Below are 25,451 nucleotides of genomic sequence, written 5' to 3' on the forward strand. Positions count from 1 at the left end.
GACCGCTTTTTTAAAGAACTTGGGTGATCTACGTCCTGGGATGAAATTGGACTCGGCCCAATTGGAACGCGTGGTGAATTTTATGATTCGCCTAGCGGGAGTTTCTCACGCCTATTACCAAGTGTATCCCAAAGAGGACGGCACAGTTAAAGTGGTTTTCGGGGTTCAAGACAATTTTACGCTCATTCCACAGCTCAATGTTTACACGACCAATGATGATGAATTTGCTTATCGCGTAGGTCTTTATGAGTATAATTTTTTAGGCCGTAATATTACCATAGGTGGTTTTTATCAAGACGATATTTTTTCTTCCTTCGGATTGAATTTTAGGGCGCCCAACCTCTTTTCGCGTAAGTTTGGTTTGGCGGTAAATTTTGGGGATATAACCACTTTAGAGCCGGTATTTTTAGACGAGGGCGATGCAGATTATCGCTACAACAATACCTCTATTGAGGCCTTGGCGCTGTACCAATTCAATTTTTTCCACAGCGCTCAATTCGGAATCAATTTCTTTAATGAAGATTACGATTATGTGGAAGGAGCAACCCAGGCTGGAGTTCCCTTAGATTTTGACGTAGATAAATTGTTGTTCAAGGCTATTTATGAATACCGCAACGTAGACTTCTACTTTCAGTATTTGGAAGGATTCCGCAGCATGCTTAATCTTCAGTACGTATTGAGTTCAGATCCTGTCCTACCAGATTTTGTAATCGGTTGGAACGATTTTATCTATTACAAACGCGTGGGTAAACGCGGAAACTGGGCTTCCCGCTTGCGTGTGGGATTGGCCAGTAATGACGAATCACCATTTGCGCCTTTTGCGGTAGATAACAACTTGAACATTCGCGGGGTGGGGAACATCATTGATCGCGGTACTGGAGTGATTGTGCTCAATACCGAATATCGTCACACCCTGGTCGACAAAGATTGGTTTGTGCTGCAAGGCAATGTCTTTGTCGACAGTGGAAGCTGGCGCAATCCTGGGGGAGACCTCAGTGATTTTGGCGACAGTCAGAATGTTAGGATCTATCCGGGTGTGGGCTTGCGATTTATTCACAAAAGAATCTTCAACGCAATTTTCAGGATTGATTACGGCTATGGGATCTCCGATAAGGCAACCCGCGGATTTGTCTTTGGAATTGGGCAGTACTTCTAGAATCGATTCGGAAAGCTCAACACCCCTTTCAAATTAAAGGCATCTGCGATGGCCTGATCTTTCAGCTTTGTGAATATGCTCGGCGAGTTATAGGTAATACCGTAGGCCGTACGATCCAGTTCGGCATCAAAAGTTATGGTGATTAGTTTATCGGTAATATTGATCCAAGCTGGAATCGCCTCAGTAACCGCTTTATTCTTAATAGACATTACGCCTTGTAGTTGACAATTTCCATTGTTGAGGTCAACCGGAGCCGTAAGGGTGAAAACAGCTTGAGGAAAGACCTTCACATCAAAGAAATCTTCATCGCGCAAATGCCTTTGCAGTTTTTTATTCTCTTGAGATAGACTCTTCATGTCAACGGCCACGGTCAAGGCAGTAATTTGATCGTTTTCTATAGTGATTATGGCCTTGTCAACATCCAAGGTTCCTTCTGGTGAATAGCTGCCCATGGCGGCTTTACCCTGCCAGGTTAGCGGTTTGGTGTTTTTGAGTTCGAGCGTTTCTTGTCCCAGTCCGAAGAAAGGAAACAACATTAAAGTGAATAGTAAAACAATAGCTTTCATAACAAGTTTTTTTAAGGGTTTAATAATTGATCGGTGGTGTGAATAGTTGCGTAACCGCAAACGCGCTGCCCATCCTCAGTCTCTGCAATAAAATACCACATGGCCCATCCGCCAAAGAGTCTGTCATCGGTGCGCCAGTTGTCTGTCCAGACATAAGGATGACCTTGCAACAACTCTTGATCTTTGATCCCAAAGCTCTTTTTGAGTTCTTTAAGTGGGTATTTCTTTCTGAGGTTCCATTGGTCGTTGTAATACAGATAAGCTCCATATTCAATGATCTTTACTGGAGCCTGATTGCTCATCACTCCGGTAGCGTGTTTCCAATAGTAGCGATTATCAATCTTGACCGGGTGGTTCTCTTTGGGAAAGTGCATGACTTCCAAAGTTTGTGGAATCCCTTTCAAGGCTTCTGGGATGAGCCCCTCGGGCGGGGTGCCGTAATTGACTTGAGCAAAGCTCACTGTAGTTAACAATAGAATCAGGTGCAGCAAGATTCTCATTAGTTCTCGGTTTTAGTGGCGATCCAAACGGCTAAAAAGTTTCTGTCAATTGCATGGGTAGTGCCGTAAAGTTTTCCTTCTTTGAGATAGAAAGTTGTATTGTACGAGCCGCTATTGTCTCCAGAGACCAGTGCACCGTATACAATCCCGAGTTGGGTGTTCAGTTGGCCGTTAGTCAATTTAACCCCTTCTCTGTAAAAGGTGCCTTCAAAGCTGTTGCCCTTGATCTTTTCAATACGCATCATGGCAAAATTGTCATCGGTGGTGTCTTGCGGACTCATATCGAGTTTCCAAGTACCTATCAGTTCTTGAGTTTGTACGTTGTTCTGTGCGCAGGCACTTAAGGGAATTAAAAAGCAGATTAGTAAGAGGGTCTTGAATGTGTTTTTCATCAGAGTAAGTTTTTAAGCGATCGCCAATGGGTGATTCGCAATGACAAGCCAAAGATGCGGCAAGAAATGATGCCAATCGTCTCGTTTGGAGAAATGAGACCTGATTAGCAGATATTTGAAAGTGTCATTTTGAAAAATGAGACCTCAAAAAGCCCTATTTCAGGGCGCTAGGAGATTTTCCGGTGATTTTTTTAACCGCGCGATTAAATGAAGCTTTAGAGTTAAATCCGGCATCAAAAGCCAAACTCAAGAGCGTGAATTGCTCGTTTTTTGGGTCGGACAAAAGCGTTTTTACAGCTTCAATACGATAGCCGTTGACAAAATCACTGAACTTGGTTTTAAGTACTACATTGAGTGCTTTTGTGATCAAATAGGATTTGGTGTCTAAAAGATCAGCCAGCTTTTTTACACTCAACTCCGGATCTTTATAGAGCTGCTGCTCTTCCATGGCTTTGGTGATTTTATCAGCTACTTGTTGCAGCTGATCCAAGTTCTTGTCAGAAACCGTGGCATTGCTTCTAAAGGCGTCTTCATTGCGGCGGGAGAATCCTTCCAGCCCCATCCAATAAGTAATGGCTGCCATCCCGACAAAAACTGGATGCCCATAAAACAGATTGCTGTTGTAACTGAAAAAGAAGTAATCGATCCCAATACCGATCAAATAGAGCGCGGTAAAAACGAGCAACACTTGAATCACGCGCTTGATCCAAACCACGCGTTCCGGGATTATTCGAATTTGAGGATCATTCAAAGCTTCATTGAGCACCTTAACGGACTTGCGCGCATAAATAATGATCAAGGTTGCAGAGATCACGAACATGGTCGGATAGTGCATCCAAACTACATAACCCCAATAGCCTAGCCAGCTCAGACTTTCTCGGGTACCATCCCAATAAAAGTTTTGACTTTTGATAAAGAAACTCCAGATTACTTCAATGATAACAGGCAGGAAGTGCAGTAGGTGAATGCGTTCCAATTTGAACTTTGGACGTACATAACTCAACACAAACAAATAGAGCAGTGGGCCGTAGATCCAATTGTATTCCAAGAGCACATGATACCAGAAGTCATAGCGTCCCAGTTCAAAGATCTTCATGGTCTCAACAATGAGTCGGTAGGAGAAAAAGAAAAGGATTGCGGCCAAAAATCGATTGGCCAAGGCATGTGGTCCTTGACTGCGCCAGAGAATGATCCAAAAGGTTATGCCTTGAATAGCTCCTGCACAGAGCAATACGACCAATAATACTTCCCAAACTTCCACTTCTTTAAAGATAGTGAAGTTGGGCTATTTCGCAAGGTGTTTTTGATAGTAGGCGTAAAGGTGTTCTGGTCCAGCGCCGCGGCGGTGTTTGAATTGGATCATCCAGAAATGGTATTGCAGTTTCCAAATTCCAGTTTTTTCATAACGACGGCAAGAAGTGACCAGCGTTTTGGGAATCACCGTGAATTGCCCACGTTTGTAAAGGGCTTCAATAAGCATATTGTCTTCAAAGATGCGGTAGGATTCATCAAAACCACCTATGCTTTCAAAAAGCTCTCGGGTAATGAACTGGCTTTGATCTCCCCCGCGGCAGATCTTCCAATTGAGTCTTGTGAGCCATCCGGCCAAGTGCAACCACCAATGGGAAGAATCAAAGCGCATTCTAAAACAACCCGCTTGGTTGTCTCGTTCCACCTCTTTATAAATTAGGGCATCAAATCCTACAGGAGGCAAACTGTCTGCGTGTAAGAAGTAGAATATTGCACCAGCAGCCTTCTGAGCTCCTAAATTCATTTGAACGGCTCTTCCTTTTTCGGAGGAATTTATCCATTGGATATTAAACTCCTTGTGCTGATTGTGGTAGCGATGAAATTCCTCAGCCGATCCGTCAGTACTTCCGCCATCAATAAGAAGAACCTCCGCCTGCTCGGGGAAGTTCATTTGCTGATACAGATGATGTAAAAGGGTATAGAGTTGGTCGGCCTCATTGAGTACGGGAACAATTATACTGAGTTTGGGCGTTTTACTGTTCATTCAGGGACCAATTGTACTCCAAAAATTCCAAAGTGGTCTCTGGAGTAATTTGTACATCGCTGTATCGATTGATAAATTCTTTTACACTTGGGGTTCCATTGGCTAAATAATCCTTTGCATACCAATTGAAAAGCTGAGATACTTTGGCCTGATTTTCCGAGATCTCGTTGCGCTCAGAATTGATAAAATCACGAGTGACCAGGTTCAATTGGGCGTCAATCTCATTAGCGGTAAAAGCTTCATTGAGCAATTTTGGGCATGAAAATGACGCACAGTTGATCGCAAAGTGGATCCGTGGTTCGTTCATCTTTCGCAGCAGACTGTTCTCTATGCCACCAAGGCTAAGATTTTTGTTACCTACGGGTACAAAAGCTTTGGTCCAAGGCCCGTCTAAGTCTTTGATGCTTGCCGTCGGGTAATTTTCTAAGATCAACTTGATGGTATAAGCATTGTACAGGTTGATATAGTAAGCCAATTGCTCTTGTACAGACCAGGTCTCGTCAGGTTGAAAACTGGAGAGATAACCGCAGTAAGTATCTAAATCCTTTTTGTCCTCTTGAAAACTCTTATAATCTACAAATCCGGCTTCATTCACGTGACGCTGCAGCAAAGTCGTCCAACTGCTGTGGTCCAACATTTCAGAAGGGGTATTGCTCGCAGCGGTAAGATTTGCCGGAGCTTTCTTAGCGGAGAGCCCTTGTTTGCTCAGTCCAGCGGCTCCTAACAGACCACAGGAATGCAGACTCAAAGCCACAAAGCCAACTAAGGCAAAGCGAATAAGTAGGTTTAGGGTTTTCATGGAATTTGTATTAGCAACAACCGCCGCCGTCGTAATGCCAGGTAGACTCGCTGATGTAAATATCATCACGGCCTAGATCTGCCAAATTACCAGCGGTTTTATCACAAACGGCAATGGGTTGATTCTTTAATAGGATGTGTCCTTTTTTGTCATCCAAATATTCTTCTTCTCCAAAGTAGATCGCGGCTTTTCCGGTAAAGACACATGGGCCGTCTTCTGGCATTGGGTCTTTGATGGCAGCTACTTCTATACTTTCAATATAAATGAGCTCGTCCGTCGGATAGTTCTTCGGATCCAAGATGCGATAAGGCTTACGCGCTCTGATCTCTATAGTTCCAAAACCAGCATCAGTCAAGGCTTTTACATATTCTGATATCGGTAGACTTCCACTCAAGCAAAGGGCACGTAAACGCTCGTCATTACGCAGCGTATCGTTCATAGGTTGCTCGCAAGTCGGGTCACTCATGACCAAACGTCCGTGTGGCTTTAGCACGCGATACATCTCTGCAATGGCTTGTTTTAGATCGTCTTCTTTAAAGATATTGAACAGACAATTCTGAGCCGCTACGTCCACGCTGTTGTCTTCTAGTGGGAGGTTCATCGCGTCACCTTTACGCAACTCAACAAACTCACTTTTAAACCAAGGATTTTGAGCTTCTGCTTCAATAAAGTTCTTCTTAGAGGCTTCCAACATTTCGTCCACCACATCCACACCGATCACTCCGCCTTTTTGGCGCGAGAAATAGCTGAACTGCAACAGCTCCATACCTCCACCAACGCCTACGTAAAGGATCTTAGGGTCGTTAACCAGATCACGAGCGTGAACCGTGCTTCCGCAGCCGTAGTTCATCTCTTGCATGATCTTTGGGATCTTCAGTCCAGGCAATTCCCAAATCGGATTGGTGGTACAACACAGCCCTACATCTGGTGTTAGTGCTGCTTCTTTATATACATCATGGGTCGTTTCTAAATAGCTCATAGTGGTGTTTTTGAACCGACTGATACTTTTTCAATTCGCTAAAAAATGGCGTTTTTTAGGATTGTCTTTACCTTTTTTTCCTCACGTAGCGCTGCTATGATTGTCAAAAAAGCTTTCTACAATTCTAAAAACTGCTCATTTTCGCTAGAATCTCTCAAGTTTCATTCGGTTCATTTTTAAGTCGATTAAATTTTGTTCTCCTTACTTCAGGATAAATTTCTTTTTAAAGTGATTCTATCAGGCCTTTGAATAAGGCGATCATATCCGGTTCTGCTTTTTCTGCCATTGCGATGATCTCCGGGATATCAACGGGCTGCAAATTGTCTGGGTCGCATTCGTCCGTCAATACAGATACTGCAACTACCGGCAAACGCAAGTGATTGGCCACAATCACCTCCGGAACGGTACTCATACCTACAGCATCAGCTCCAATAATCTTGAGGTAACGATATTCTGCGCGCGTCTCCAATTGCGGACCAACAACGCTGGCGTAAACTCCTTTGTGCAATTGAATCCCAGACTCTTTGGCTAAAGTTTCAAGAGTTGCGTTCATCGCAGTGTCGTAAGGTGCTGCCATATCTACAAACCGATCTCCTAATTGATCTACGCCGTTAAAAGCAAGTGGCGAACCTCCTTGCAGATTAATATGATCGTCAATAAGCATCAATTCTCCCTTTTTAAAGTTGAGGTTGATGGCTCCGGCTGCGTTAGAAACCAAGAGTTTCTTAATGCCCAAAGCATGCATGATACGCACACCATAGGTCACATCCTGCAGCGTATATCCCTCATAAACGTGAAAACGTCCTTGCATGATTATCACGCGTTTACCTGCTAAGGTTCCATACAGAAGTTTGCCTTTGTGAAAAGCCACGGTAGCCGTAGGGAAATTCGGGATCAAATTATAAGAGATCTCTTTTTTAATCTCGACGTGTTCTGGCAAGCGTTCTAAGCCAGTTCCTAAAATGATTCCGATCTCCGGATTGTCAAATCCTTTGCCTTTTAAATAATCAGTGGTTTGTTCTATCAGGTTTATCATTGCAAGTGTTCAGGTATAAATCGTTGGAATTCCGCTTTGTCTTTAATGTCCTCAAAATAGTCAATATCATTGCGAACTGGAAGACTACCGAAGTTTTTATTCAATAAATCGGTGAGGGTGTCCATCAATACGGTATCGGTGCCCCCCTCTTTGTTTTCAAAAACTTCTGGGATGAGTTGGGTCATGCCTAAAAAGTAATAACCCCCGTCCTGCGCAGGGCCAATTACCGCTTCGTACTGGTCTAAAAGCTCCAAGCCGTCAATTAGATCTTGACTCTGCAGGTCAAACAGATCGCTCCCTATAATGGCCAGTTTCTTATACCCTTTTGCAAACAATTGCTCAAAGGCAGCGCGCATCTTTAGGCCTAGATCTCCTTCACTTTGAATCTCTTTTTGGTAGATGTTCTCATCCCAACGGTCGTTGTGATGGACTTTTTCAGAATAAAAAACATACTTGTCAAAAGGCAAGTCTTGGGTAATAGAAACCGTATGATCCAACAAAAATTGATAAACCTCCAAAGCGTTTTGATCACCTATGGTGGCCGCTAAACGCGTTTTGCATTTACCCAATTCTGGATTGCGCGTAAATATGATTAAAGCTGCATCAGTCATGTACAGCGGTTCCTTTAATTAAATATTTGCCCCAGCTCGGGCCGTAGACATGGACTTCTTCCGTGGGTTGCCGATCCATATTGTAGACTTCGAATTCATTGTTCTTCCAAGAGAGAATTCCGCCTTTGAGGTTCTGAACGTGAGTGTATCCTTTTTGAAGCAGCAGTGCGCCTATGTCTTCGGATCGCACACCTACAGTACAGTACACGATGATTTGATCGGCTTCTTTCAATGACTTTTTAGCCTCTTTGCTCAGTTCAAAATCGTCATAACCCACAAAAATGGCATTGGGTAAATGACTGGTGCGGTACTCATCGGCTTCACGCGCATCCAACACTACCACTTTTTTTCCCGACGCTAAGGCAGTCGCGGTTTGGGTGGCCGTGATATAAGGCACAGAATCCTCGTTATACTTTTGGAGTAGTGCATCCCAATTTTGTTGGCTGTAGGCCAAAGAACTGATCAGCAGTAATAAAAACAGCAATCTTTTCATTAGGCAACGGTTCCCTGGCAACTGCTTCCTGCACCAGCAGTACAACCGTAGCAATGTTGAGAGATCACAATATTTCTGTTTTGAAGAAGGTCTTCATTGTACTCTGAGATGTGCTTTACCTTGGAATTTACAGGCAAACCTAACATTTGATTGAAGTCACAATCATAAAGGTAGCCGTCCCAGCTTATGGAAAGCGTGTTGGTACACATCACATTAGCAACAGCTGCTGGATTAAAAGCTTCTACCAATTGATACATATAGTCCTCGTAGTTATCTGAAGCGATTAAATAATCCAAAAAGCGAGAGATCGGCAAATTGGTAATGGCAAACAGATTGTGGAATTGAATTCCGAAATCTTCCATCAAAGCCTTTTTAAAATCTTTTTCCATACTGGCCTGATCTCCGGGCAAGAAGGCTCCAGAAGGATTGTATACCAAATCTAAGCGCAACGAACTGTCCGGCATTCCGTAACCGCGGTCATTGAGTTCCTGCAAAGCCTTAATGGATTTGTCAAAAACACCGTCTCCGCGTTGCTTATCAGTTTTGCCACGCGTCCAGTGCGGCATGGATGACACCACGTGAATGTTGTGTTTCTTAAAGAAATCCGGAAGGTCGTAGTACTTTTTATTGGCTCGGATGATCGTTAGGTTGGATCGAACAATAAAATCCTTAATACCTGCTTTAGCTGCTTCTTCTACAAACCATCTAAAGTCTGGGTTCATCTCAGGAGCACCTCCAGTCAGATCCAAAGTGTGGGCGCCTGTATTGCGGATCACCTCCAAACACTGTTGCATGGTCTCACGGGTCATGATCTCTTTCCGATCCGGGCCAGCATCTACGTGACAGTGCTCACACACTTGATTACACATATACCCAACATTGATCTGCAGGATCTCCAATTTGTTTGGACGCAAAGGAAAATGTCCGACGCCTTTGATCTTATCGGCAAAAGTGGGCAATTCTCCATCGGCAAAGATACCGTTGGACAAAAGTTCCAATTGCCTTTGGGCATTGGCCAATTCGCTTTCGCGTTTCTTTAAGGATTTTGTCGCCATAAAGCAATGAGCTACATGCTCAATTTATTGTATTTGTTCATCATTTGAACACCGTGAACGAGTGTGGCTCCGCTCTCAATAGCAGCACCAGCATGAACCGCTTCCATCATTTCTTCCTTAGTGATTCCGCGCTGCAAACCGTCTTTGGTGTAAGCGTCAATGCAATACGGACATTTAACCACATGGGATACGGCTAACGCGATCAATGATTTCTCACGGGCAGACAAGGCGCCTTCTTCAAAGACTTTTCCATAGTAATCGAAGAATTTGGTGCCGAGTTCTTCACTCCATTCGGTGATCTTTCCAAATTTGCGCAGATCGGCAGGGTCGTAATAAGCATTTGCCATAAGTTCTCTTTGTTTTATATACGAGATTTTGCTCGTTCTGGTTTTGTAATTCGTAAAGATACAAAGGTAGTCTCGCTATGGGGGAATAGCTTACGCAGAATTATGACTTTTTTAGCCCTTTCGGTGAAAGGCGCTCATTACTAGTCGAATGTATAGGTTACCCCAGTGCTGAAGCGGTATTGCGAATTGGGAATTCCTATGGCTGGGAAGGCGTCATAAATGAACACATAGGTAACATTTAAGTTGAGATTTTTAAACATTTTGACCAGCAAGGTGGATTCTGATGAGATCCTAAAATCTGACCATTGATCCAACTGCGGTTGGTAATAAGTGGTGCTGACCAAACTGAGATTGTCATTGGGGAAGAGGCTGAACGATAAATAAGAACTCAAACGCACATCACGCTGATTTGGCGTGATGCCATCGGCTACCTCCTCGTATTCAAACATCACCAGATTTCCCAAATAGAATTTGTAATCCTCTGAGCTGGAGATCTTGTAGCGCGGTCCAGTTCCCAAAAGTCCTCTAAAGTCAATTAAAGCCACGCGGTTGTACTGCCCTTGAGCAAAGGCTTCCCAACGCCAACGGTCAGAAAGTACATAATTATAGCGCAGGTGGGTAATTCCAAAATTGGAGAAATCGTCATCATTGAGTTTTCTAAATGCGATCTGGTTTTTGAGTAGGAAAAGGTGTTTCTCGGTCTTGTATTGCACGTGTACATCAGACCCCAAACTGATGATATCATTCACGTTTCTCACCAAGGCAAAGTTCACGGTCGCAGAACCAGACCAGCCTGAGGTATCGGTTACTTTTCTTAAAGATTCAGCGTTTAGAATTTGAGCTTGTGCTGCGGAAGAGAACAGCAACAAAAGCATCAGCAGCTTTTTCATGATTGTTTGGTTGGTGCTGCCAATGTACTAAATTCTACTTTTTTAATGCGGGAGATTATCCCTGATTAAGTCGTAAACAAAAGTGCCCAACAAACCACTTGCAATGACCACGAGCATGCTTGCATAACCACTGCCCAAAAGGGTAAACATAGGGCTTGGGCAAGCTCCGGCCAAGGCCCAACCCAATCCAAAGAGTATTCCTCCTAAAAGATAGCTGTAGCGTCTGTTTTCTTTTGGGTTGATTTGAATTTGAGCCCCGTTGAAACCTTTGAGCTTTTTGCGTTTGATGAGTTGCGCTACAAGTACTCCAAGTCCGACTGCCGTACCGATGATCCCGTACATATGGAAGGAGTCAAATTGGAACATCTCGTAGATCCTAAACCAAGAAGCAGCTTCCGACTTGAACAAAGTAATGCCCAATAGAATTCCGACGGCTAAAAAATAGATCGTGCGCATTTTAAAAAAGGATTGGAAAGATTAAATGTACCATGACAAGACCGCCAATAAAGAAGCCCATAACAGCGAGCAGTGAAGGCAATTGTAAATTGCTCAGACCAGAGATGGCATGTCCGGAGGTGCATCCGCCGGCATAACGCGCTCCAAATCCAACGAGGAATCCGCCAATGATCAATAAGGTTAGAGATTTTGGTTCTGTTAGTGCCTCGGTTCCAAAAAGAAATTCTGGTAAGTAGGCCTTGCCTGCATCTACGGCTCCAATTTGTCGGAGTTGTGCTGCGGAAGATTCGCTAATCGAAACTGCGGTATCATCACTCAAAAAGTTGGCTCCAATGAATTCGCCCAAAATAGTTCCAACCATCACCCAGAGGTTCCAGCGTTGTGCCTTCCAGTCAAATTTGAAAAAAGAAGCTTTTTGATTCGCGCCGCATAGGGTACACAGCGTTCTGAAGTTTCCCGAAACCCCAAAACTCTTGTTTCCCCATAACAGCAGGGCCATGACCCCGGTGATCAAAATACCCGAAATATACCAGGGCTATGGTTCCATCAATATGTTCATACCTGTAGGATTTCTGCCAAAATTAGCAGGCCAATATGGGAACTACGGTAACTTGAGTTACACTTAAGAAAAAAAGCCCGGAGTCTAAACCCCGGGCGTGCAACAACTAAAAAAACTACAAGAGCGTGGTTGGGCAGACATAATCTGTGCAGGGCACAGTGGTCTCCTTAATAGCTGCAAAACCACCTTGTACATCGGTTATATTTTCCCAGCCTCTTTGTTTGAGTATGGAAGCCGCAATCATGCTTCTGTAACCTCCGGCGCAATGCAAAACCAGCGGTTTGTCTTTGGGGAAGCTCGACAAATGCTGGTTCAATTCATTGAGTGGAATGTTGGTGGCTTCCAAAACGTGTTGGGAGTTGAATTCACTTCTTTTACGCACATCAAAGAGTTCAATGCCGTTAGTGATCATCATGTTTTCAAAGGTCTTGGCATTGATTCGGCCAATGGTGTCAACTTCTCTTTCTGAGTTGTTCCAATACTGGAATCCACCGAGTAGATATCCAATAACCCCATCATAACCAACACGAGACAGTCGCGTAATAGCTTCTCTTTCTTTGCCTGGTTCTGTAATCAAAAGAATCTCTTGTTTTACACTTGGGATCAGTTCTCCCACCCATTGCGCAAAGTTTCCGTTGAGACCAATGTTGATGCTGTTGGGAATAAAGCCTTTGGCAAATTCCTCTGGATTTCGAACATCCAACATCAAGGCACCCGTCTCATTGACGGCAGCTTCAAAAGCTTCAGGCCCTAGGGGTCTATCGGCACGTTGCATAACGTTTTCCAAGGAATCATATCCTTTGAGATTCATGAGTACATTCTGCGGAAAGTATCCCGGAGGCGTAGTAAGACCAGTAAGCAATTCATCAATAAATTCCTCTTTGGTCATGTCTGCTCTTAGGGCGTAGTTTACTTTTTTCTGATTCCCCAAAGTATCCGTAGTCTCTTTGCTCATCATCTTACCACAAGCAGATCCGGCTCCGTGATTCGGATACACGATCAAATGATCGGGCAGTGTCATGATTTTATTGCGGAGGGAATCAAACAGCAAGGCTGCTAGTTTTTCTTCTGTAAGGTCTGCAACTACATGCTGGGCCAGATCAGGTCGGCCTACATCTCCGATAAACAAAGTGTCTCCGGTGATGATGCCGTGCATCTCCCCATTTTGATCTATCAAGAGGTAAGTAGTACTCTCTAAAGTGTGACCCGGGGTGTGAATTACGCGAACGGTATAGCGTCCTACCTTAAATTCTTGGCCGTCTTTTGCTAGTATTGCTTCATATCCCGGAAGTGCTAACGGACCAAATACTATCTCAGCACCTGTTTGCTTTTGAAGGTCTAAATGCCCGCTCACAAAGTCTGCATGGAAATGTGTTTCAAAAACGTATTTGATCTGTGCATTGTCCTTCTTAGCCCGATTTATATAAGGACCAACTTCTCGTAAAGGATCAAAGATAGCGGCCTCGCCTTGGTCTTCTAGGTAATAGGCTGCATGGGCTAAGCATCCGGTATATATCTGTTCTATTCGCATCGTTTTGAACGTTTTAAGAGTTTGATAGTTCAAAATTAAGACGGCGAATCGAGCTAAAAAGTGACCAATGTTACCTTAGCCTATTTTTTTTAGAAAAAGTGGTGAAATTGGAGAAAAACGAGTTGTCTTAAGCAGAAATTTCCATAAAAATGATGTAAAAAGCCATTCCCAGTACAAACCAACCGAAGGCTTTTTTGAGCTTTTTGCCGTCAATGAACCCTCCAAGCCAGATCCCCAAAAAGATCCCGATCACAGATACCGCAGTAAAGGAGAGCAGAAAGCCCCAATCGATCTGTAAATTCTCAACATCGCCAATAAAACCTATTAAAGATTTAATCGCGATGATCAATAGGGAAGTGGCCACCGCTTTTTTCATAGGCAGCTTTGCAAGCAGAACGAGTGCGGGAATGATCAAAAATCCACCACCAGCTCCAACCAATCCGGTTAAAACACCCACAGCCAAACCTTCAATCACAATGAGCGGATAGTTGTATTGCACCTGCTCATTTTCATCAGGGTCGCCTTTCTTAGAACGAATCATTGAAAACGAAGCCAAAAGCATGATCACAGCAAAGAAGATCATTATGGCAATGTCCTTGGTGACTACAAATTCCCCTACAGTGGTCAAGGTATCGGGAATTGCAGGGATGATGTACTTGCGCGTTGCGTAAACCGCGATAAAGGCAGGAACCGCAAAAACAATAGCGGTCCTAAAATCTACCAAGCCTTTTTGCATATTTCTAAAAGCTCCCACCAAGGCAGAGACCCCAACTACAAATAGGGAGTATGCAGTCGCTAGAATTGGATTGTAGCCCAATAAATATACCATAACGGGCACCGTGAGGATGGATCCGCCACCGCCTACCAGACCTAAAACCAAACCAACCACTAAGGCTGCCATATACCCTAAAATCTCCACGAGTTCCATTATTGATTAACAGGGCAAAATTAGATCGGCTGTAGCCGAGATTTGGTAACTAAAGTCACACATCAGTTCCAATTAAAGTGATGTGACTTCTGTGCAGGCTGATACGGCCTTCGTTTTCGAGCTTTTTGAGAATTCTAGAGATCACCACACGCGAGGTGTGCAGTTCTTGCGCTAATTCTTTGTGCGTGTTATACACCTCATTGTTCTGAACGATTTGGGCTTTCTCTTGCAAAAGCTTCATCACCCGGTCTTCCAGATTCATAAAGGCAATGGAGTCTATGGCATCCAGCATTTCCATCATTCTGTCATGATAACTGTCCATGACAAATCCCCGCCAACTTTTGTATTTTCCTAACCAACTTTCCATGTGTTGGACGGGGATTAATATCAATTGGGTGTCTGTTTCTGTAACCGCTCTGATCTCACTCTTCGTGGCACCCATGCAACAGCTCAAGGTCATGGCGCAAGTGTCGCCTTTTTCCAAAAAGTACAGCAGGAGCTCATCGCCTTGCTGATCTTCGCGCATGATCTTAATAGCCCCTTGCAGCAGGAGCGGCATGGATTTGACGTATTGACCAAAATCCATCAAGATCGTATCGGCAGGAATGTCTTTATAGATTCCAACTGCTGCGATCTCTGCGAGGAGTTCGCGCTCAAACTGCCCGCCGTATAAATCAATGAGTAATTCTTCCATTTTTGCTAGCACTAAGGTACATTCTTATGCGGATTTAAATCCTATCGGGGTGGTGGGTTAATACGCAATCATTGCGCCTGAGGATTATTAGGAGTATTTTTGTAGCTTAACCATTCAAACAAAACAATTTACACCATGACCAAATTGAAAAACCTAATTGTGCTGCCCATTTTGGCCCTGCTTATTTCTGGATGTTCTTCTACTAAGGTATTGGAAAGCTGGAAGGCTACAGACGCTGGAGATGTCAAATCGAAGAATTTTTTAGTGATCGCTCGTACTGATAATCCAACCGTCCGCAAAGCATTTGAAGATGCCATGCTGAGAGAGTTGCGCAACAACAAAATGAAAGGTATGGTGAGTTATGACTTTATGGAAGACCTCAAGCCCAACAAGCAACTCAGTGAAGCTGAGATTGAAGCGGCCAAGCAGATGATCCGCGATAAAGGTTTTGAGGCTGTGGTGATCACAGTATTGAAGGATAAGAAGCAAACGGTGAATATCAAAAAAGAAGGTGGATATTATGCTGGAGCGACTTATTCCAGTTCCATAGATCCTTACCTATATACGTTCTACAATTACTACAACCACCCGAATTCTGCGCCAACAGTTCGTTATTCTGGAAACTATGTGGAACCTAGTATCAATGAAGAGCGTTCCGTAACCTATGTAGTGGAAACTCTCGTTTTTGATCTGGAAAAGCCGGCCAAGCAACAATTAATTGGGCAAGTGACCTCAAGTTTACAAGACCCAGACAGCGCTGCTGATGTAGCTAACGGTTATGCGCGTAGCGTGGCTAGGGCGTTGAGGGAGTAAATTTGTTTTTTGGGCACTCCCTTCACTTTGTTCGGTATAGCTTACGGTCATCGAGTGATTTTCATGAAATGAAAATTGTATCGAGGTGTTGGTGAGGAGTAGTTTTGCTTTTGCAAAACCCAATGTCCTGTGGACATTGGGCCGAAGCACCCGCGTAAGCGGCAAGCCAGATTGTTTTATATTTTGGGGCGCCTCGTGTAGTAGAACCAGTTCACTACACGACCGCGCTATTCGCTACAACTCCTCGCTCGCAGGCTCGCTGCGGGGTTTTCGCTGCTATCCCTAGCGCGGGGCGAGGTCTTCAGAGTCAGGTATGGTCTAGTGAAACCAAATAAACTATATTTAAGCGTGAATAGAAATCTACTAACATACTGGATTGAGGTCGATAGAAATAATTCATCTTTTAAAAAGATTGGTGTAACGGCCTTTTCTTTAGACGACGCCTTCAATATTCTTAAAGATCAACTGTCAGTTAACTTTGATAATGATTTAACCTTTGAGGTCACAGAGGACATTAGTTTCGATGAACTGGATCATAATCATGTTGTGCCAAACATGGGTCCTATTTCTGAAAGAGGCATTTGGTATCCCAGGATTCTTTGACCTTCGGCCAAAGTTCCTTCGTTGCCTCTATTGCAAATGCAAAACCTTACCGAACGATGTTTTGAAAAAACCAAACATCCTTTGGATGTTTGAGTGAGGTACCCGCGGTAGCGGCAGTCCAGGATTCATTTGCTATCGCAAATGTTCCTTTGCTACGCACTTTTGCAAATGTAAAACTCCACCGCCTTCGGCGTTGAGTTTTTTTACGCTCTTCCGCTTACGCAAGCGAGCTTGCGACGCGTGCGAGCATAAAAAAACCCACTCCAATTGGAGTGGGTTTTACGCTTGTTGTGGTACCTCCAGGAATCGAACCAGGGACACACGGATTTTCAGTCCGTTGCTCTACCAACTGAGCTAAGGTACCATCGCTAAAAGCGGAGGCAAATATAATCCTTATTTGGATTGTACAAAACATAAAGTTAAAAAATTTGACGTTTTTGGGCTGAGGTTTTTAGCAATGGATTAACAGTTGGTTCTGTATCAGAATTGTACATTTACCGCTTTAGTCCTCACAATGAATCTTATTGTAGACATAGGAAATACGCGAACTAAATTTGCCGTGTTCCACGATGGAGCCCTGCAAGAGTTGAAGTTTGCAGACCAAGGAGCAGAGAGCAAGGTTCTGGATGAGCTGTTGGAAAACTATCCGCAGCTAGAAAAAGCCATACTTTCTGCCACGGGACATATTCCGGATCCGCTTTACAATAAACTCAATCAATCCTTGGCGCTAATTCCGCTGAGCCATCATTTACTTTTGCCTTTTCAAAACAAATACGCTACCCCAGAGACACTGGGCTTGGATCGTATTGCGCTTATGGCTGCTGCCGTGAAGCATTTTCCTGGGCAAAATGTGCTGGTTATTGATACAGGTACTTGTATGACCTTTGATATTCTTGAAGCCGATGGTAGCTACCACGGCGGGGCCATAGCTCCAGGACTGCGCATGCGCTATGAGGCTATGCATCACTTTACGGCCAAGCTTCCGCTTTTGGAGCCCAAGGCCTTAGAAACTTACCAAGGTAGCTCAACAGCTGATGCGATGCACGCGGGTGCATTTCGGGGTCTTGTTCATGAATTGAACGGGGCGATAGACGAGACTAAAGCCCGCTTTGACGATTTAACAGTGATTTTAACAGGAGGAGATGCTCAAATCTTGCGAGATCACTTAAAAAATGGCATATTTGCCAACTCAAATTTTTTGTTGGAAGGCCTAGACTTCCTTCTCGAATTGAATGCTTTACATGAATAGATGCTTCCTTATAGCAGTTTGTTTGCTGCTTAGCTTTAGTGCTGTTTCTCAAAACAACACTGCCTCTCCTTATTCATTTGGTGGAATTGGTTTAATCAAGTTCCGTGGAACTGTTGATCTGGAATCTATGGGGGGCATGAGTGTGTTTTCTGATAGCATTCACACCAACGTAATGAATCCAGCGACTTATGCTAACCTGCGCTACACTAACTATTCTGTGGGTGGGCAGTTCAACAGCACCAACCTGGAAGAGGACGGAAATAAAGAACAAACACAGATCACCTCCTTAGACTATGTGATCATTGGCATTCCTATGGGTAAGTTTGGAGCGAGTTTTGGCTTGTATCCGTACAGCGCTGTGGGATACGATCTAGAAAATACGACAGACACCCAACTCAATAGATTTACCGGAACCGGTGGATTGACTAAGGTTTACCTCGGTATCGGTTACAATGTCTTTGAAGGTTTGAACGTGGGTGTAGAGGCTCAGTATAATTTTGGAAACATTAGAAACCAAGGTCTGTTCAACGATACCAGTATTCAGTTTGGAACCCAAGAGGTGAACCGTTCCGATATCTCTGGTTTAAACTTTGTGCTCGGTGCACATTACATAAAGGCAATTAATGAGAAGCTGGAATTACAAGCCAGTTTGACCTACACGCCAAGCAGTGACCTAACCGTTTCTAACTTTAGAGAGATCGCAACAGTACTCGTAACTGAGTCTGGAGGAATTGGAGGTGCAGAGATCACTGAGGTGAGCGTTCAAGATTCAGAAATTCAATTCCCAAGCCTTATAAGTTTTGGTGCAGGTGTTGGAGAAAAGAACAAATGGTTTGTAGGTGGTGAATACATCAGTCAAGGGACTGGAGTACTCAATAACAGAAGCTTTGACCTACCAAACATCACCTACCAAGATGCAACTAAGATTCGTCTGGGAGGTTTTTACGTTCCTAAATACAATTCATTGACAAGCTATTGGAGCCGAGTGACCTACCGCGCTGGTGTTCGTTTTGAGGACACAGGTATTGTAGTGGCTGGAGAAGGTATTAATGAGTTTGGCATGTCTTTTGGATTAGGATTCCCAGTTGGACGACGCATTTCGAATATTAACCTCGGAGTAGAGCTTGGAAGACGCGGTACTACCGACTTCCAATTGGTTCAGGAAAATTTCGTAAATGTGTTTATTAGCTTATCTTTGAACGATAAGTGGTTCATTAAGAGAAAATATGATTAACCAGAGAAATAAAAGAGCGATGAAAACTAGACTAACAGTAGCGTTGGTAGCGTTACTTACTATGAGTAGCTTGAGCGTAAATGCACAGCTAAGTGCAGAGGATTGCGCCACTACTGGATCTGTATTTTATGAAAGCGCAAAAGTAGGGAACTACGATGCCGCTTACGAGCCTTTTATGCAATTGCGTAAGGACTGTCCAAAATGGAGTTTGGCCCTTTACCAATTGGGTGAGAAGCTATTGAAAGATAGAATTAAAAAAGGAGTTAATAAGGCGGCGGACGTTGCTGACCTTATGAAGTTGTATGAAGAGCGTATGACGCATTTTCCATCTAAAACCAAGAAAGGTGACGTAATGGGAGATATCGCTCAATTGAAGTACGACAATAAAATGGGAACTACTATGGAGCAGTTCAAGGCCTTTGATATGGCAGAGAAGACTGACTCTAAGAACTTCACCAGTCCGAAGCAATTGTACATTTACTTCAACCTAGCTACGGAGCTAGTTGATAAGAATGAAATGCCTTTGGAAGACTACTTTGAGCTTTACGATCTATTGATCTCTAAGATTGAAGGAAAGGAAAGTGATATGGCGAAGATCATCTCTACTTTAGGAGAGAAGGAAGAAGCCGGTACCATTACTTCTAAAGAAGCTAAGAAACTTAAAGCTGCTAGCAAGAACTCAGAGAGCTACGGAAAGATCAAAGGATCTATCAACACTTTGTTGGGTCAGCGTGCAGATTGTGAGAACCTAGTTCCATTATATGAAAAGCAATTTGAAGAGCGCAAAGGAGACATCAAATGGGTACGCGTTGCTGCGGGTCGTTTGAGTGCTAAAGATTGTAACGATGGAGATATCTTCTTCCGATTGGTACAACAACTGCACAACTTGGAGCCTTCTGCTAAGTCTGCATTCTACTTAGGTAAATTGGCAGAGAAGGATGGAAACAGTGCTCAGGCATTAGACTACTACAACCAGTCTGCTGAGTTGGAAACCAACCCAAGCGATCAGGCTAAAGTATACTACCAGATCGCTGAGAACTTCCGTAAGAAAGGAAGCTTTGGAAAAGCTAGATCTTACTATAACAAAGCCCTTGAGGTGAAGCCTTCTATGGGAATCTGTTACCTGCGTATCGCAAAGATGTACGCAGATAGTGCTAACAACTGTGGTACTGACGTATTCTCTAAGCGTGCTGTATACTGGAAAGCTGCTGATATGGCTCGTAAGGCTGGTCGTGTAGACGGATCATTAGCCGGAACAGCAAATGCTACTGCATCTTCTTATCAAGGACGTGCACCGAGCAAGCAAGATATTTTCACCAGCGGACGTGCGGGAGAGACCATCTCTTTTGGATGTTGGATGGGAGGATCAGTGAAAGTTCCTAGTCTATAAGGATGTCATTGACAAATAAAAATTTAAGAGGCGTGATCGCAGTGTTAGCTGTGATCGCGCTTTTTTCATGTCAGGAAGACTTCGATAAGGTCAGAAACATCAATCTGGCCAGTGAAGATCCTGTAGGTATTGGTGAGAACGCCAATGCCATCCATACCGATTCTGGAAAAGTGGTGGCCAATTTGTTGGCGCCTAAATTGCTGGACTACAGCAACCGAAAATTCTCCTACTCAGAATTTCCAGATGGAGTGACCGTCTACTTTTATGAAGACGATAAAAAGAGTACCATTACCGCAGACTATGCCATCCGTTATGACCAGACCGGTTTGGTGGATATGCGGGGCAATGTAGTGCTACTCACCTCAGACAGCACACAACTATTGGCAGATCAGGTTTATTGGGACCAGAATGACAACTGGATCTTTTCCGATCAGCCTTACCGCATTAAATTCAACGACGGTTCCTACAATGATGGAAGCAGTTTTGATTCTAATAAAGATTTCACGACCTTTCTGTCACGTAAGAACACTGGCGTACAACTCATAGAAAACGAAAATCCTCCAGAAGACGATGGGATCTAAAATCTTTCAACTTTTTGAATACGTGTATTTGGCTATGGCTGCCTTTTCAATTTACCTGGTAATTATCAACTGGGAGGTAGATAGAGGCCGCGCGTATATGTTCGGAATGTTTGCTGTTGTCGCGGTGTTTATGTTCTTCTTCAGACGCAAGTTCAGGCGTAAGATGGAAGACCACAAGCGCAACCAATAATGGAGATAACACTGCTCATTATTCTTGTTTCGATCTTGCTATCTGCATTCTTCTCAGGAATGGAGATCGCCTATATTTCATCGAACAAAATTCACATTGAGATAGAAAAGAAGCAGAACGACTTTATGGCCGGACTGCTCAAACGCATCACCAAAAGACCTTCTAAATTCATCGCGACCATGCTGGTGGGCAATAATATTGCCTTGGTGGTCTACGGATTTTATATGGGTGATCTGTTGGTAGAACTGGTGCCAATTGAAGGGCCGGGGAAACTGCTTTTACACACGCTGATCTCAACCATTGTCATTTTGATCACTGCGGAGTTTTTGCCCAAAGTGTTCTTCCAAGTGTATGCAAATACCTTTGTGAAACTCTTCGCGCTGCCTTCCTATATTTTCTATTTGCTCTTCTCAGTGATCTCTGAATTTGTGATCTGGATCTCAGATTTAGTGCTGAAGTACGTTTTTAGAACAGAGGGCGATGCGGTACAGATGAGTTTTTCCAAAACGGAACTGGGCAATTATATTTCCGAGCAGATGGAGATCGTCAATGAAGATGACGACATCGACACAGAGATACAGATCTTTCAAAATGCCCTGGAATTCTCCGAAGTAAAATCCAGAGAAGTCATGGTACCCCGTACAGAAATTGAAGCGGTAGACATCTCGACTTCCACAGAAGATCTCACAGAAACCTTTGTCAATACGGGCTATTCTAAGCTCCTTATCTACAAAGAAAATATTGACAATATTGTGGGTTATGTGCACTCTTTTGATCTCTTTAAAAAGCCGCAGAACATCAAAAAAGTGTTGATGCCTGTTGTCTTTGTCCCGGAGACTATGTTGGTCAAAGACGTTTTGAACATCTTGACTAAGAAACGCAAGAGTATCGCTGTGGTTTTAGATGAATACGGAGGTACTTCTGGAATGATGACTGTGGAGGACATTGTAGAAGAGCTCTTTGGTGAGATCCAAGACGAGCACGATAGCGACGATCTTCACGAGGAAATCTTGGCAGAAGATCACTACAAGTTTTCGGCACGTTTAGAGGTCGATTATATCAACGAAACGCATAAGATCGGCCTGCCAGAACACGACGATTATGAAACCCTTGGCGGAATGATCGTTTACTACACAGAAGGGATTCCGCAGCAAGGAGACAGCCTGCGCATCGAGCAATTTCAAGTAGACATCTTGGAGGTGTCTAACACCAAAATTGAATTGGTCGAAATAAAACTCCTTGAGGAAGACTGATTTTTGGTTAAAAAGCCATGAATTTTAGGTATTCAGGCTTTTATTAATCCATCAAAAACAGTACTTTCGCACCCTATAAATTTTCGAGTAAAATGGCAATTTTAAATAGTATTCGTAAACGAGGTATCTTTTTGATCATCATAATCGCTATGGCCTTGTTTGCATTTGTGATCTCTGGTATCATTGATAACGGTGGCCTTAAAGGCGGAACAGTTAGCAATAGTGTAGCCACTGTGAACGGCACAGACATTGACCGTGTGGCATTCAATAACTTGGTTGAAGCTCAATCTAGACAATACGGTGGAGCCGCTAGTCAGTCACAGGTTCGCAACATTGTTTGGGAACAACAAGTTCGCAAAGCGATCATTGAAGGGAAATTAGAAGACCTAGGATTCTCTGCAGAATCTAACTTCACTAGAAATGCCCTTACCAATGCTTTCCAAAATCAGCAAGAATTCTTCAACGAAGCTGGAGTTTTTGATTATGCCAAATTGGAAGAATACATCAGATTCCAGCAAGAAAATGACGTGACTTACGCAAACTGGTTGGCTCAAGAGAATCAAATTGTTTCTCAAGCCATGGAGCAAGCTTATTTGAACATGATTCAAGGATCTGCTTCTCCTTCTACCATTGATGGTAAGTGGGAATATCACCTCGAAAATGACAAAGTAGACATTCAATTCGTACAGGTGCCTTACAGCAGCATTCCAGACGATCAAGCTGTGATCACTGATGCGGAGATCGAAGCGTACATGCGTGATCATCAAGATCGCTTTACTGTAGATCCTCGTGTAGACATTCAATATGTATTATTTGCAGGAAATGCATCGGCTGCTGATGAATTGGCTACGACAGAAGAAGTAAACCAATTGGTTAACGATACCATCAACGGTTTGGCCATTACCGAAGATGTTGAAGCTTTGGTAAATGCAAACTCTGAAGTGCCTTACCAAGACCGCTTCTTATTTAAGAACCAGGTTCCATCTACTATTGTTGATTCTATCTTCGCAAGAGAAGCTGGGTCTGTTTACGGACCTTACAAGGAGCGTGGAAATGTAATGGCAACTCGTATTGTAGAAAGACGTACACTTCCAGATTCTGTAAAGGCTCGTCACATCTTGATTCCAATCGGAAGTAACCCTACAGACAATATTGTACGTGATGAGGCTCAGGCTAAAACCACTGCAGACAGCTTAATGACCATTTTGAAAAGCGACCTTTCTCGTTTTGAGGAGTTCGTGACAGCATACAGTTCAGACCAAGGATCTATCGAGCGCGGTGGATTGTACGACTGGTATCCATACAACCGTATGGTTCCTGCTTTCCGTGATTTTACTTTTGAAGAAGAAGTAGGGGCACTAGGTGTTGTTAAGTCTGACTTTGGATTCCACATCATTGAGGTGTTGGATCAGAAAAACCCACAAGAAGTAGTAAAGCTTGCAACTATTGCTAAGCCACTACGTGCTTCACAAGAAACTATTAACAACCTATTCTCTGACGCAACTAATTTTGAATTGGCTGCGCGCAAGGGTGACTTTGCAGCTGTTGCTCAAGAAAGCGTTTATGGAGTTCGTCCAGTGAATGCTGTGGGACAGTTGGATGAGAATATTACAGGTCTTGGTCCTCAGCGTACTTTGGTGAACTGGGCCTTTAATGAAGAGACTGCAGTAGGAGACATCAAGCGTTTTGACGTTGGTGATGGATTCGCTGTTGTACAGTTGGTTCGCAGAAACCTAGAGGAAGCCTTGATGAGTAATGCAGAAGGATCTGCAATTGTAACCCCTATCCTTCGCGCTCAGAAAAAAGCGAAGCTTATTCGCGAGCAGTTGAGTGGATCTACCCTAGAGGAGATCGCACAGAGCCAGTCTCAGACGGTCCAGTCTGCTCAGGCGATCAACAGAAAATCTCCAACCATTGCTGGTGGAGGAACAGAGCCTAAAGTTGTAGGTGCTGCTTTTGGATTGAAGCCAGGAGAAGTTTCAGGACCTATTGACGGAAAAACAGGAGTATTCGTGGTGCGTTTAACAGCCAAGAACGTTGCTCCAGACTTAGAAGATTACAGTGCATTTGTAGCTCGTGCTCGTCAGACACAAGGTACTCAAGCTGCTTTGAACGCGTACAACGCGCTTAAGAAAGCCGCTGACATTGAAGATAACCGCGCGACTCTTTATTAAGTCGAATACTTTTAAGATGGAAGACCCTGAGGCTTTAGCTTCGGGGTTTTTTTATGAGCATATCCCAAAAGGGGATTACGGTTTTAAATCCTTTGGATTTGAAGTACTCCGGACTGTTCTCAGAGCCGCTGACCAAAACAAAATCTCCACCCCAAGCGCCTAAACTTTTAATGACCCCGTCCTGATAATCTGGGAAGAGCGCAGTCTGTATCCGCGGCTGATCGATCACTTGGGCAATAATGGATTCATGCTCATCCATAAGGCTGTCAAATTCGCTCTTAGTGCTTGTTTTTACCAATGATTGACTCAGCTCGTCAAGCATCTTAAAAACGGAGGAATCAGGCTTATTTTGGCTTCTGTAGCGTTGGATGCCCAACTTGCTGTCCATCTTTTGATTGAGATGAACAAAAAAGAGCTGATCCGCAAACGGCCAATCCAGTTCAACAGGCTGAATTGTCCTGCTGTTGTCAGCGTTTTTTCTGTAGTAGATAGGGCCGTCGCTAAACGCGCAGGCAATATCATAACCGCTGCCACCAAAACCGCGATCCAAGAGTTCAAAAGGATCAACTTCTGCCCATTGAGCCAGATTATTGATCAGAGTAGAAGAACTGCCCAAGCCCCAATCTCTCGGAAATTCTAATTGCGTAGATACCTCTTTACCAACTAGAGCTTTCTTAAAATCAGGATTTAGATCCACACAACTGCTCAGTAGTTTTCTCAGCTGCTCTTGGATAGCATCTTCCAAGGCTTGGTCCAAGCAATCCAAGTCAAATTCTGCAGCAAACCAAAGACTTCCGTTCTCAGCAAAGCTTTGCCATTTAAGAGGTTTGTCATGGTGTGTTTTTATATTTAGTGTCTGTCCATAACGACTCGGAACTGCTAGAGCCATAGCGCCATCCAGCACCATATATTCCCCGGTTAAAAGTAATTTGCCGTTACTGTGAAAAGACGCTTGCAT

Annotated in this window: 28 protein-coding genes and 1 tRNA gene; 9 read left to right on the forward strand and 20 right to left on the reverse strand. The window is 43.7% G+C overall.

Annotation, left to right across the window (positions count from 1 at the left end; translation table 11 throughout):
* The coding region (locus tag HRT75_RS05530; RefSeq protein ID WP_291183588.1) for an outer membrane protein assembly factor at positions 1–1,156 on the forward strand (1,156 nt) is incomplete at its 5' end.
* Here HRT75_RS05530 and HRT75_RS05535 read toward each other — a convergent pair.
* From HRT75_RS05535 to HRT75_RS05620, 18 genes are all read right to left on the reverse strand, one after another.
* The gene (locus HRT75_RS05535; RefSeq protein WP_291183591.1) at positions 1,153–1,722 is read right to left on the reverse strand and encodes a YceI family protein; all 570 of its coding nucleotides are present in this window, start codon (positions 1,720–1,722) and stop codon (positions 1,153–1,155) included. The two genes, HRT75_RS05530 and HRT75_RS05535, sit on opposite strands and share 4 nt — an antisense overlap.
* Before the next feature lie 11 nt (positions 1,723–1,733).
* The gene (locus tag HRT75_RS05540; RefSeq protein WP_291183594.1) at positions 1,734–2,222 is read right to left on the reverse strand and encodes a hypothetical protein; all 489 of its coding nucleotides are present in this window, start codon (positions 2,220–2,222) and stop codon (positions 1,734–1,736) included.
* Positions 2,222–2,614 carry a hypothetical protein gene (locus HRT75_RS05545; RefSeq protein WP_291183597.1) on the reverse strand — a complete coding sequence of 131 codons (393 nt, stop codon included), beginning with the start codon at positions 2,612–2,614 and terminating at the stop codon, positions 2,222–2,224. The genes HRT75_RS05540 and HRT75_RS05545 overlap by 1 nt, the downstream gene beginning before the upstream one ends.
* Before the next feature lie 154 nt (positions 2,615–2,768).
* Positions 2,769–3,875 carry an AraC family transcriptional regulator gene (locus HRT75_RS05550; protein ID WP_291183600.1) on the reverse strand — a complete coding sequence of 369 codons (1,107 nt, stop codon included), beginning with the start codon at positions 3,873–3,875 and terminating at the stop codon, positions 2,769–2,771.
* 24 nt (positions 3,876–3,899) lie between these two features.
* A complete protein-coding gene (locus tag HRT75_RS05555; protein ID WP_291183603.1) occupies positions 3,900–4,628 on the reverse strand; it encodes a TIGR04283 family arsenosugar biosynthesis glycosyltransferase in 729 nt (242 codons plus the stop codon).
* Positions 4,618–5,427, reverse strand: a complete 810-nt coding sequence (locus HRT75_RS05560; protein WP_291183606.1) for a DUF547 domain-containing protein — start codon at positions 5,425–5,427, stop codon at positions 4,618–4,620. Before HRT75_RS05560 ends, HRT75_RS05555 begins: the two co-directional genes overlap by 11 nt.
* 10 nt (positions 5,428–5,437) lie before the next feature.
* Positions 5,438–6,406 (reverse strand): arsenosugar biosynthesis arsenite methyltransferase ArsM, encoded by a 969-nt coding sequence (arsM, locus tag HRT75_RS05565; RefSeq protein ID WP_291183609.1) that lies wholly within the window; start codon positions 6,404–6,406, stop codon positions 5,438–5,440.
* Between the two features lie 223 nt (positions 6,407–6,629).
* Positions 6,630–7,442, reverse strand: a complete 813-nt coding sequence (locus HRT75_RS05570; RefSeq protein ID WP_291183612.1) for a purine-nucleoside phosphorylase — start codon at positions 7,440–7,442, stop codon at positions 6,630–6,632.
* Entirely contained in the window at positions 7,439–8,053 is a 615-nt protein-coding gene (locus HRT75_RS05575) for a TIGR04282 family arsenosugar biosynthesis glycosyltransferase (RefSeq protein ID WP_291183614.1), read from the reverse strand. The genes HRT75_RS05570 and HRT75_RS05575 overlap by 4 nt, the downstream gene beginning before the upstream one ends.
* Complete coding sequence (locus tag HRT75_RS05580; protein WP_291183617.1) at positions 8,046–8,546, reverse strand: rhodanese-like domain-containing protein; 501 nt, start codon at positions 8,544–8,546, stop codon at positions 8,046–8,048. Before HRT75_RS05580 ends, HRT75_RS05575 begins: the two co-directional genes overlap by 8 nt.
* Positions 8,546–9,601 (reverse strand): arsenosugar biosynthesis radical SAM (seleno)protein ArsS, encoded by a 1,056-nt coding sequence (arsS, locus tag HRT75_RS05585; RefSeq protein WP_291183619.1) that lies wholly within the window; start codon positions 9,599–9,601, stop codon positions 8,546–8,548. Before arsS ends, HRT75_RS05580 begins: the two co-directional genes overlap by 1 nt.
* An 11-nt stretch (positions 9,602–9,612) precedes the next feature.
* Positions 9,613–9,948 carry an arsenosugar biosynthesis-associated peroxidase-like protein gene (locus tag HRT75_RS05590; RefSeq protein ID WP_291183621.1) on the reverse strand — a complete coding sequence of 112 codons (336 nt, stop codon included), beginning with the start codon at positions 9,946–9,948 and terminating at the stop codon, positions 9,613–9,615.
* A gap of 140 nt (positions 9,949–10,088) precedes the next feature.
* Positions 10,089–10,838 carry a DUF481 domain-containing protein gene (locus tag HRT75_RS05595; protein WP_291183624.1) on the reverse strand — a complete coding sequence of 250 codons (750 nt, stop codon included), beginning with the start codon at positions 10,836–10,838 and terminating at the stop codon, positions 10,089–10,091.
* Between the two features lie 42 nt (positions 10,839–10,880).
* On the reverse strand, positions 10,881–11,294 hold the full coding sequence (locus tag HRT75_RS05600; RefSeq protein WP_291183627.1) for a DUF6691 family protein: 414 nt from the start codon (positions 11,292–11,294) through the stop codon (positions 10,881–10,883).
* Position 11,295: 1 nt separating this feature from the next.
* The gene (locus tag HRT75_RS05605; RefSeq protein WP_291183629.1) at positions 11,296–11,793 is read right to left on the reverse strand and encodes a YeeE/YedE thiosulfate transporter family protein; all 498 of its coding nucleotides are present in this window, start codon (positions 11,791–11,793) and stop codon (positions 11,296–11,298) included.
* Positions 11,794–11,968: 175 nt separating this feature from the next.
* Entirely contained in the window at positions 11,969–13,384 is a 1,416-nt protein-coding gene (locus HRT75_RS05610; RefSeq protein WP_291183632.1) for an MBL fold metallo-hydrolase, read from the reverse strand.
* A gap of 127 nt (positions 13,385–13,511) precedes the next feature.
* A complete protein-coding gene (locus tag HRT75_RS05615; protein ID WP_291183635.1) occupies positions 13,512–14,312 on the reverse strand; it encodes a sulfite exporter TauE/SafE family protein in 801 nt (266 codons plus the stop codon).
* A gap of 55 nt (positions 14,313–14,367) precedes the next feature.
* Positions 14,368–15,006, reverse strand: coding sequence for a Crp/Fnr family transcriptional regulator (locus HRT75_RS05620; protein WP_291183638.1), 639 nt, complete (start codon positions 15,004–15,006; stop codon positions 14,368–14,370).
* 135 nt (positions 15,007–15,141) lie between these two features.
* Here HRT75_RS05620 and HRT75_RS05625 point away from each other — a divergent pair, with 135 nt between their 5' ends.
* A complete protein-coding gene (locus tag HRT75_RS05625) occupies positions 15,142–15,819 on the forward strand; it encodes a hypothetical protein (protein ID WP_291183641.1) in 678 nt (225 codons plus the stop codon).
* 894 nt (positions 15,820–16,713) lie between these two features.
* Here HRT75_RS05625 and HRT75_RS05630 read toward each other — a convergent pair.
* Positions 16,714–16,786: transfer RNA gene (locus tag HRT75_RS05630), tRNA-Phe, on the reverse strand.
* A gap of 150 nt (positions 16,787–16,936) precedes the next feature.
* On the opposite strand from HRT75_RS05630, the gene HRT75_RS05635 reads away from it, so the two are divergent.
* The 7 genes from HRT75_RS05635 (at position 16,937) to HRT75_RS05665 (ending at position 24,493) form a co-directional block, all read left to right on the forward strand.
* Entirely contained in the window at positions 16,937–17,671 is a 735-nt protein-coding gene (locus tag HRT75_RS05635; protein WP_291183643.1) for a type III pantothenate kinase, read from the forward strand.
* Complete coding sequence (locus HRT75_RS05640; RefSeq protein ID WP_291183645.1) at positions 17,664–18,905, forward strand: hypothetical protein; 1,242 nt, start codon at positions 17,664–17,666, stop codon at positions 18,903–18,905. The genes HRT75_RS05635 and HRT75_RS05640 overlap by 8 nt, the downstream gene beginning before the upstream one ends.
* 19 nt (positions 18,906–18,924) lie before the next feature.
* Positions 18,925–20,295 carry a hypothetical protein gene (locus HRT75_RS05645; RefSeq protein WP_291183648.1) on the forward strand — a complete coding sequence of 457 codons (1,371 nt, stop codon included), beginning with the start codon at positions 18,925–18,927 and terminating at the stop codon, positions 20,293–20,295.
* Between the two features lie 32 nt (positions 20,296–20,327).
* Positions 20,328–20,876 carry an LPS export ABC transporter periplasmic protein LptC gene (lptC, locus tag HRT75_RS05650; RefSeq protein ID WP_291183650.1) on the forward strand — a complete coding sequence of 183 codons (549 nt, stop codon included), beginning with the start codon at positions 20,328–20,330 and terminating at the stop codon, positions 20,874–20,876.
* Positions 20,866–21,066, forward strand: a complete 201-nt coding sequence (locus HRT75_RS05655; RefSeq protein WP_291183653.1) for a hypothetical protein — start codon at positions 20,866–20,868, stop codon at positions 21,064–21,066. Before lptC ends, HRT75_RS05655 begins: the two co-directional genes overlap by 11 nt.
* On the forward strand, positions 21,066–22,319 hold the full coding sequence (locus HRT75_RS05660) for a hemolysin family protein (RefSeq protein WP_291183656.1): 1,254 nt from the start codon (positions 21,066–21,068) through the stop codon (positions 22,317–22,319). The genes HRT75_RS05655 and HRT75_RS05660 overlap by 1 nt, the downstream gene beginning before the upstream one ends.
* A gap of 92 nt (positions 22,320–22,411) precedes the next feature.
* Positions 22,412–24,493: a peptidylprolyl isomerase gene (locus HRT75_RS05665; RefSeq protein WP_291183659.1), complete on the forward strand. Its 2,082-nt coding sequence runs from the start codon at positions 22,412–22,414 to the stop codon at positions 24,491–24,493.
* A gap of 34 nt (positions 24,494–24,527) precedes the next feature.
* Here the strand turns inward: HRT75_RS05665 and HRT75_RS05670 are convergent, their stop codons facing one another.
* On the reverse strand, positions 24,528–25,451 hold the full coding sequence (locus tag HRT75_RS05670) for a GYDIA family GHMP kinase (protein ID WP_291183662.1): 924 nt from the start codon (positions 25,449–25,451) through the stop codon (positions 24,528–24,530).

Source organism: Gilvibacter sp. (genome assembly GCF_013214815.1).
In the GTDB taxonomy this organism is placed as follows: Bacteria; Bacteroidota; Bacteroidia; order Flavobacteriales; family Flavobacteriaceae; genus Gilvibacter.